Source organism: Alteromonas sp. AMM-1, assembly GCF_047290655.1.
In the GTDB taxonomy this organism is placed as follows: Bacteria; Pseudomonadota; Gammaproteobacteria; order Enterobacterales; family Alteromonadaceae; genus Alteromonas; species Alteromonas mangrovi.
The window spans coordinates 1-7,689 of record NZ_JBLBUE010000163.1 but is presented as its reverse complement, the minus strand read 5'-3'; the positions used below and the strand labels follow the sequence as shown (position 1 = coordinate 7,689).

Sequence of the window (7,689 nt, the reverse complement as noted above, 5' to 3'; positions counted from 1 at the left end):
TTGAGCGTAAAGATGCAGTTACTGCGGTAACTGAAAAAGCAGCAGCTGAAATTTTGGCAGCTGATGAGGAGCTGGACGACAAAGAAGTATTTGATTTATTGCACGAGCTGGAAAGTGACGTAGTACGTTCACGCATTCTGGCTGGTGAGCCGCGTATCGATGGCCGCGATCCTACTATGGTGCGTGCACTTAACGTTTCAACTGGCGTATTGCCACGTACTCACGGTTCAGCTGTGTTTACCCGTGGTGAAACTCAGGCGCTGGTAGTGGCTACTTTAGGTACTGAGCGTGATGCACAGATGATCGACGAACTGTCTGGTAAGAAAGACAGCCGCTTCATGTTGCATTACAACTTCCCTCCTTACTGTGTGGGTGAAACGGGTATGATCGGTTCACCTAAGCGTCGTGAAATTGGTCATGGTCGTTTGGCGAAGCGCGGTATTCAGGCAGTAATGCCGAGTGAAGAAGAATTCCCGTACGTTGTTCGTGTTGTATCTGAAATCACTGAATCAAATGGTTCGTCGTCAATGGCGTCTGTTTGTGGTACATCGCTTGCTCTGATGGATGCGGGTGTACCAATCAAGGCATCTGTTGCAGGTATCGCGATGGGTCTGGTTAAGAGCGACGACAACTTCGTAGTTCTGTCAGACATTCTGGGCGACGAAGACCACCTGGGTGACATGGACTTTAAAGTAGCGGGTACCACTGAAGGTGTTACGGCGCTGCAAATGGATATCAAGATCGAAGGGATCACTAAAGAAATCATGCAAATCGCATTGAAGCAGGCGAAAGAAGCCCGCTTACATATTCTGAGTGTGATGGACCAGGCGCTTGGTGGCCACCGTGAAGAAATGAGTGAATTTGCTCCACGCATTTACACGTTGAAAATCGATCAGGACAAAATCCGTGATGTTATCGGTAAAGGCGGGGCGATGATTCGTTCAATTACTGAAGAATCAGACACCAGCATTGAAATCGAAGATGACGGTACTGTTAAGATTTTTGCAACTGAGCGTGCGAAAGCAGAAATTGCGATTGCGAAGATCGAACAGGTTACTGCTGAAATCGAAGTGGGTAAAACTTACCACGGTAAAGTAACTCGTATCGTAGATTTCGGTGCGTTTGTTGAAGTATTGCCAGGTAAAGAAGGTCTGGTACACATTTCGCAAATCGCCCACGAGCGTGTAAACAAAGTAAATGATTACCTTGAAGAAGGTCAGATGGTAGACGTGAAAGTGATGGAAATTGACCGTCAGAACCGCGTTCGTCTGAGCATTAAAGAGTTGCTGGAAAAGCCAGCAAAGTCTGAGTCAAACGAAGAGTAATCGATAGTTATCGAATGAAAGGGGCATTGATTGCCCCTTTTTACTTTGTAGGAGAAAACCATGGATAAAGCCACACAAAATGCCATCGAAGCGCAGGTATTTCAAAGGTTGATCGCCCACCTGGATGCCAATAAAGATGTGCAGAATATTGATTTGATGATCCTTGCAGACTTCTGCCGTAATTGCCTGGCAAAGTGGTATAGCAAGGCCGCGGCGGACGAAGGCATTGAGATTGATTACGAAGCTGCGCGGGAAATTGTGTACAAAATGCCGTACAGCGAATGGAAAGACAAGCATCAACAACCCGCTACTGAAGAACAAATGGCGGCATTTAATGCACGTCAGGCCGCTAAAAAAGGTTAATCGCGGCGTTCGGCATGTACAAAAGCGGCGCGCAGACCGCTTATGGCTATGCGAATGGGTAGTAACGACTGGTTGATTAACGTTGCGATGTGAGGGTGAACCCTTCCGGTAACAATTCTCCCACCGTTGTTGAAATGCTCTTGCCGTCAGGCGTGATCAGCACCACTGGTGTCGACTTGTCGGCAAACTCTGCAATTTTTTGCCTGCATCCGCCACACGGATAGCAATACGTTTCGGTAGGACTGGCAATCACTATTTGCTTAATTGACGTTGCGCCCTGAACAATCATACTGCCTATTGCAGTAGCTTCTGCACACTGTCCAAGTGGATAGGCTGCGTTTTCTACATTACAGCCAAAATATACATTGCCATCATTGGCCTCTAAAGCCGCACCCACTTTAAATTTTGAATAAGGGGCATAGGCATGTTGTTGTGCGTTTAGCGCTGCACTTTTTAATTTTTCTAACAAATTAATTTTCCTGTTTCTGCGTTGTTATGCGATTGTCCTTCGCACTATTTTTCTATTTTCCTGACACGACAGTGCATGAACTGAGGTATCTTCTGTTATAGTACCTACAACTGGAATGGATTGGACAGAAAAATTTATCATATGCTGTATCGTTTGAGTGCAATTTTATTGGTAATTGGTCTGGCTGGCTGTGCACAAACACCAGACACTGCAAAGCAAACTGAAATGGGAAACCTGTTGGTACCTGAACCTGCGCCTGTCAGCGTGCGTTCGCAAGTCGCCATTGCCCGTTTCGAGCAGATATTAACTAATGCTCAACTCACCGACAGCGATAAAGCGCAAATCCATTTTCAACGCGGTATGCTTTACGACAGCGTGGGTTTAAGCGGTCTGGCCCAGTTTGATTACAACCGCGCGATTAGTTTTAAGCCTGATATGGCAGAAGCTTATAATTCCCTTGGAGTTCACTTGGTTCAACAGCGTGAATTCAGTCAGGCCTATGAAGCATTTGATTCAACGCTGGAAATTGATCCCGATTATGAATTTGCGTTTCTGAATCGCGGTATTGCATTGTACTACGGTGGTCGAGCGGATCTAGCGGTTCAGGATCTGGCAACCTTTGCTGCTAAGGCACCACAAGATCCTTTTCGAGCATTGTGGGCGTACTTTGCCGACAGAGAACATGATCCACTCACATCAAAAAATCTGCTTGCAGAGCGCAGAGCCGCGTTAGCTGAACAACATTGGGCCACCAAACTGGTAGATATGTTTTTAGGAACAGCAACCGAAAATCAGTTGCTGGATTCATTGTTAACCGGTGTTACCAGTGAGAAAGAACTGACAGACCGGTTATGCGAAGCCTATTTCTACCTAGGCAAATACCACGAAGAAAAGCAGCAGCCTGGTATTGCATCCAATTACTTTAAGTTTGCTTTAAGTACGAATGTATTTGAGTATGTAGAGCATCGTTATGCGCGCCTTGAATTAGAGCGCCTGCGCAAAAATACTGTGGCTGAATAACGAACAACATGTTTAGAGCCACTTGTCTGGTAGTATTTACGTCGCTGACAATTGCGGCGGATACCGGCCAGTTATCCTCTCAGCTTATTTACAATGCCCAACAAGCGGAAAATCCAGCATCATTGCTTTGGACAGCGTCTGCACAGGGCAATGAAATCGCGCAAGAACAGCTGCACGCGTACGCAGAATCCAACAATGACGCTTATTGGCTGGAACAGTTAATTGGCATTGGTTATGCGCCTGCCGCATTAACATTGTCACGTATTGAGGACAATCCCAGGATCTCTGAGCGATTAGTCCGATTAGCAGCCCGTGGTGGGGTAGCGCAGGCACAATACGAATTTGCATTGAGTCGTGATGACTATTCTCATCGGGCGAGTTGGCTGACTGCGGCTGCGGAACAAGGGTTATTTGAAGCACAAACTGCGTTAGCCGACTGGTATTTGTTGTATCAACAGCCAGAACTTGCCGAGCCCTGGTTAGCCATTACAGCGGAGCAAGATCCTCAGAGTGCGTTTCAACTGGCCTACTTTCGTTGGCAACAAGGCGACAAAGCGCAAGCTAAAGCGCTTTTTAGTTTTGCAGCTGAGCATGATCACGAAGAAGCGGCTGGCGTACTTTCGGTATTAAACCGTTATGAGCAGACATCTGTAGCAGATATGGCTAGTCAGTTGCGCTCGTCATTACCGCAACAATGGCAATCAGAGCAATGTCGCCAAAAAATACTGCCGGTTGCGCTTGGCCTGGCCGAAGTGGTGCAGGCCGACAGGATTTACCGACAGTTTTATCAGGATCGCCGCTTGAAATCGTTAGCGATTTGCATGGCTCCACCACAATGGCTGAAAAAAGACGCACTCACTTGTGATGCCAATTGGCGGGGGCAAGGCCGTTTGGGTTGTGATATCCGTCCGTTGGCAGATGTGGTTGCAGCGCAGGATATTTCGCATTTTGTTGTGCTGGCCGAGAGTGGAAAAGCTAACGTAAACAATGGTGTAATGTATCTTGATGTGGGCGACACCTACAGTGTGTTTGTACATGAACTGGCACATTTTGTGGGCTTTGTGGATGAATATCCGTTAACAGCCGGGTTAGCCAGAGAATATTGCAGCCGCAAAACTGCTCCTAATCTGGTGTTTTTAGGTGAGATAACCTACGCACCATTGGAGAATATTGATAAGTGGCAGGCAATTGAATTTCCAGTGCAATTAACGCCCGCCCGCACTTGTCGTAACATCCGTCAGCCCAGTTACAAACCCAGTGATCGCATGACGTTTTTAGAAAACCATGACGCAAAATACATTCCACCGCTGTACCTGAGCATTTGGCAACAACGCCTGAATGATCCGTCGGTTCAGCGTACAGTGTCGATGAATTTATTCCAGGCTTTTCAGCGCGCCAAGCAATCTGAGCAGGCTGCATTCTGGCTTGACAGAGTGCGACAGGAGCAAAGCGCTTTTTTACCCCTGCCAAAGAGCACACCTGACGTTGTTACTGAGGCTGAGTCAGCACCTTAGTGCGGTATTCGTTCACCCACATGGCCGTAGCACCACAAATAGCTACCGGCATAACCAGAAAGTTAATAATGGGGATCATGGCCATGACGTTTACCGCAATGCCAAACGAGTAACTTAAACCTTTGCGGTCACCCAAATGCTTACGCATGGTTCTGAACGGCACTTTGTGGTTGTCGAAAGGGTAGTCGCAATACTGAATGGCCATCATCCAGGCACAGAACAAAAACCACAACACCTGCCCAATAACCGGCAAGAAGAAAAATAACAGTAAAAATCCCAACGCGCGTGGCAGGTAATACACCAATTTGGTGATCTCCCGGCTTAACGTGCGCGGTAAGTCTTTCACGATGGCCATCAGCCCTTCGTCTCCCAAACTTTGCCCGGTAAGATGGCGTTCTACTTTTTCTGCCAGTAAGCCGTTGAAGGGGGCGGCAATCCAGTTTGCAAGGGTGCCAAACACCAAAGCAAAGGAGAGCAGGATACTGATCACGGCCAGTGGCCACACAAAAAAACTAATGGCTGATTTTAGCCAGCCTAACCAGGAAGGGATTAAACCGGTTATGTAATCAATGCCTCCCTGAATTTCACCGATTAAAAAATAAAATGCCGTTGAAAACAGCACAAGATTGATGAAAAGCGGCACGAATACAAATCGCTTTAAGCCTTTGGTGGTGATCAGGTCGAAGCCTGATGCAAAATAACCTATTCCACTGCGATGAGGCATAGTGACTCCATAAAATACAACAGAAATCAGTATAAAAGTCTTAGGGATAACAGTGAATTGTTAATTGTTACAGTTGATGATCTTTGTTACATTCAGGCAATAATATCAACCAACAGTGCGCACGTGATCCGTTTATCTCACGACAGAAATCGTCCGGGGATCATTACATCCCGGCTAATGCCCGCTGTCCGCTCGAACTGCTGTCGATGCGGAGGTGTGTTATGCGCCTGAAAAAAATCAAACTCGCTGGGTTTAAATCATTTGTCGATCCAACCAGTATTCCTTTTCCTGGTGATATGACCGCCATTGTAGGCCCCAATGGTTGTGGTAAATCGAATGTAATCGATGCCGTCAGATGGGTGCTGGGCGAAAGCTCGGCGAAAAACCTGCGTGGCGACGCCATGACGGATGTTATTTTTAACGGCTCAACTGCGCGCAAAGCCGTGGGGCAGTGCAGTGTTGAACTGGTATTCGATAACAGCAGTGGCCGAATCGCTGGCGAATACGCCAAATACAACGAACTCTCAATCAAGCGAGTGGTTACCCGTGATGCGGTGTCTACCTATTATTTGAATGCCAGTAAATGTCGGCGTCGTGACGTCACTGACTTGTTTCTGGGGACCGGGTTAGGCCCGCGCAGCTACGCCATTATTGAACAGGGCATGATTTCGCGGTTAATTGAATCCAAGCCACAGGAACTGCGGGTGTTTATTGAAGAAGCCGCTGGCATTTCCAAATACAAGGAACGCCGTCGCGAAACGGAGAATCGCATACGTCACACCCAGGATAACCTGGAAAGACTGGAGGATGTGCGGGCCGAACTTGGACGCCAGCTCGACAAGTTACAGCGTCAGGCCGCAGCGGCCCGACGTTATAAAACACTCAAAGCCCAGGAGCGGCAACTCAAAGCAGAGTTGGCGGCTATTCGCTGGTTAAAGCAAGACGATCACTTGCAAAAATTGCTCAGTCAGCAAGAGCAGGTGAAAACCGAGATTGAGGCGTTAACCGCTAAACAACGCGGTGATGAAGCTGGCATCGAGAAATACCGGGTGGCAGCTCAGGAGCACAAGCAAGTACTGGATTCGTTACAACAATCGCTGTTTACTGTGAGTGCGGCAATTTCCAGACTTGAGCAGTCTGCCCAGCATAATCAACAGCGCCGTCAGCAAATTCAGCAGGAACTCAACACGCTAAATGACCAACTGGCTCGGTTAAGCGACACGCAGGGGCATTTGGTATATCAGCACGAAACCTTCTCGGAATCATTGTTGAACTTAGAGCCTGAGTATGAAATGAAGCAGGCTTACTGTGAGCAGCTCGATATTGCCCGGGACGAGGCAGAACAAGCCTTGCAACAACATCAACGAGCGTTTCAGCAGGCTGATCAGGGCTACCACCAATTAAAACAGCAAGTACATACCCACCACAGCAAAGTACAAACTCTGCTGCAAATGCAAATGCGCACTCAGCAACGAATTGGCGAACTGGAGCAGGAACTCAAAGAATATACCCAGGATGATTTTGAGACACGTTTAATGCAGTTAGAAGCAGAAAAAAGTGACCTTGAAATTCAGGTAGAAGCACTGTCAGAGGCATTACTTGAGGCGGAAACAGAGCAAACAGAAGCGCGTTCAGCACTTGCTAATAGCAATGCAGCGCTGTTAGCCGCGAAAGGCGAATTACAATCCCTGCAGTCTCAACATGCGGCTTTAGACATCCTGCAAAAAGCATCGGCACCACAACAAGCACAACCCGAAGAGGCAATTGCATTATGGGAATGGTTAACGCCAAAGCCAGGCAAAGCAGCGGTTATTGAGCACGTATTAACGCTGTTGGGTGACGCTCAGGTGTTGCGAGACTGCTCATTACAAAGTGGTATATCTGCGCAGGCTTCGTTTACGGCAGGTTTCCATTATTTCACCGAAGGCCAGTTTACTGAGTCTAAATCACCGGGTTCGGTAGCGTCGCTTGTTGAGAACCCTCAAGTCCCCGCCATTTTTAACCACATCGGTGTGGCAAAAGATGTAGCGTCTGCCCAGGCTTTACTTGGGGCTTCCCCCTTTAGCCTTTTTGTAACGGAAACCGGAGAGTGGCTGGCACAGGATTGGTTGCGTATTGGCAAGAAGGACGAACAGGCAGGGCAATTGCAACGGGCGCAAACCCTTGCCAGGCTTGCCGGGGATATCCTGCGCGGCGAAAACGCGGTGGCTGAATTGACCGGGCAGGTTACGCTAACCGAAGCCAGGCTAAATGCTTGCCAGGATAATGTAAAAC

At 47.9% G+C, this 7,689-nt stretch carries 7 protein-coding genes; 5 read left to right on the top strand and 2 right to left on the bottom strand.

What is annotated here, in order from left to right; all coding sequences use genetic code 11:
- Together pnp and ACLR2L_RS17155 are read left to right on the top strand one after the other, a co-directional pair.
- The coding region (gene pnp / locus ACLR2L_RS17160) for a polyribonucleotide nucleotidyltransferase (RefSeq protein WP_413369847.1) at positions 1 to 1,325 on the top strand (1,325 nt) is incomplete at its 5' end.
- Between the two features lie 60 nt (positions 1,326 to 1,385).
- Positions 1,386 to 1,688 carry a DUF1244 domain-containing protein gene (locus tag ACLR2L_RS17155; RefSeq protein ID WP_413369845.1) on the top strand — a complete coding sequence of 101 codons (303 nt, stop codon included), beginning with the start codon at positions 1,386 to 1,388 and terminating at the stop codon, positions 1,686 to 1,688.
- A gap of 76 nt (positions 1,689 to 1,764) precedes the next feature.
- Here the strand turns inward: ACLR2L_RS17155 and cdd are convergent, their stop codons facing one another.
- Positions 1,765 to 2,157, bottom strand: a complete 393-nt coding sequence (gene cdd / locus ACLR2L_RS17150) for a cytidine deaminase (RefSeq protein ID WP_413369843.1) — start codon at positions 2,155 to 2,157, stop codon at positions 1,765 to 1,767.
- 141 nt (positions 2,158 to 2,298) lie between these two features.
- Between cdd and nlpI the strand changes: the two genes are divergently transcribed.
- On the top strand, positions 2,299 to 3,177 hold the full coding sequence (gene nlpI, locus ACLR2L_RS17145; protein WP_413369848.1) for a lipoprotein NlpI: 879 nt from the start codon (positions 2,299 to 2,301) through the stop codon (positions 3,175 to 3,177).
- Between the two features lie 8 nt (positions 3,178 to 3,185).
- Positions 3,186 to 4,691: a tetratricopeptide repeat protein gene (locus tag ACLR2L_RS17140; RefSeq protein ID WP_413369841.1), complete on the top strand. Its 1,506-nt coding sequence runs from the start codon at positions 3,186 to 3,188 to the stop codon at positions 4,689 to 4,691.
- Here the strand turns inward: ACLR2L_RS17140 and cysZ are convergent.
- Positions 4,666 to 5,415, bottom strand: a complete 750-nt coding sequence (cysZ, locus tag ACLR2L_RS17135; protein ID WP_413369839.1) for a sulfate transporter CysZ — start codon at positions 5,413 to 5,415, stop codon at positions 4,666 to 4,668. The genes ACLR2L_RS17140 and cysZ overlap by 26 nt on opposite strands.
- 221 nt (positions 5,416 to 5,636) lie before the next feature.
- Between cysZ and ACLR2L_RS17130 the strand changes: the two genes are divergently transcribed.
- Positions 5,637 to 7,689 (top strand): chromosome segregation SMC family protein (locus ACLR2L_RS17130; protein WP_413369837.1); only part of this gene is annotated, 2,053 nt, incomplete at its 3' end.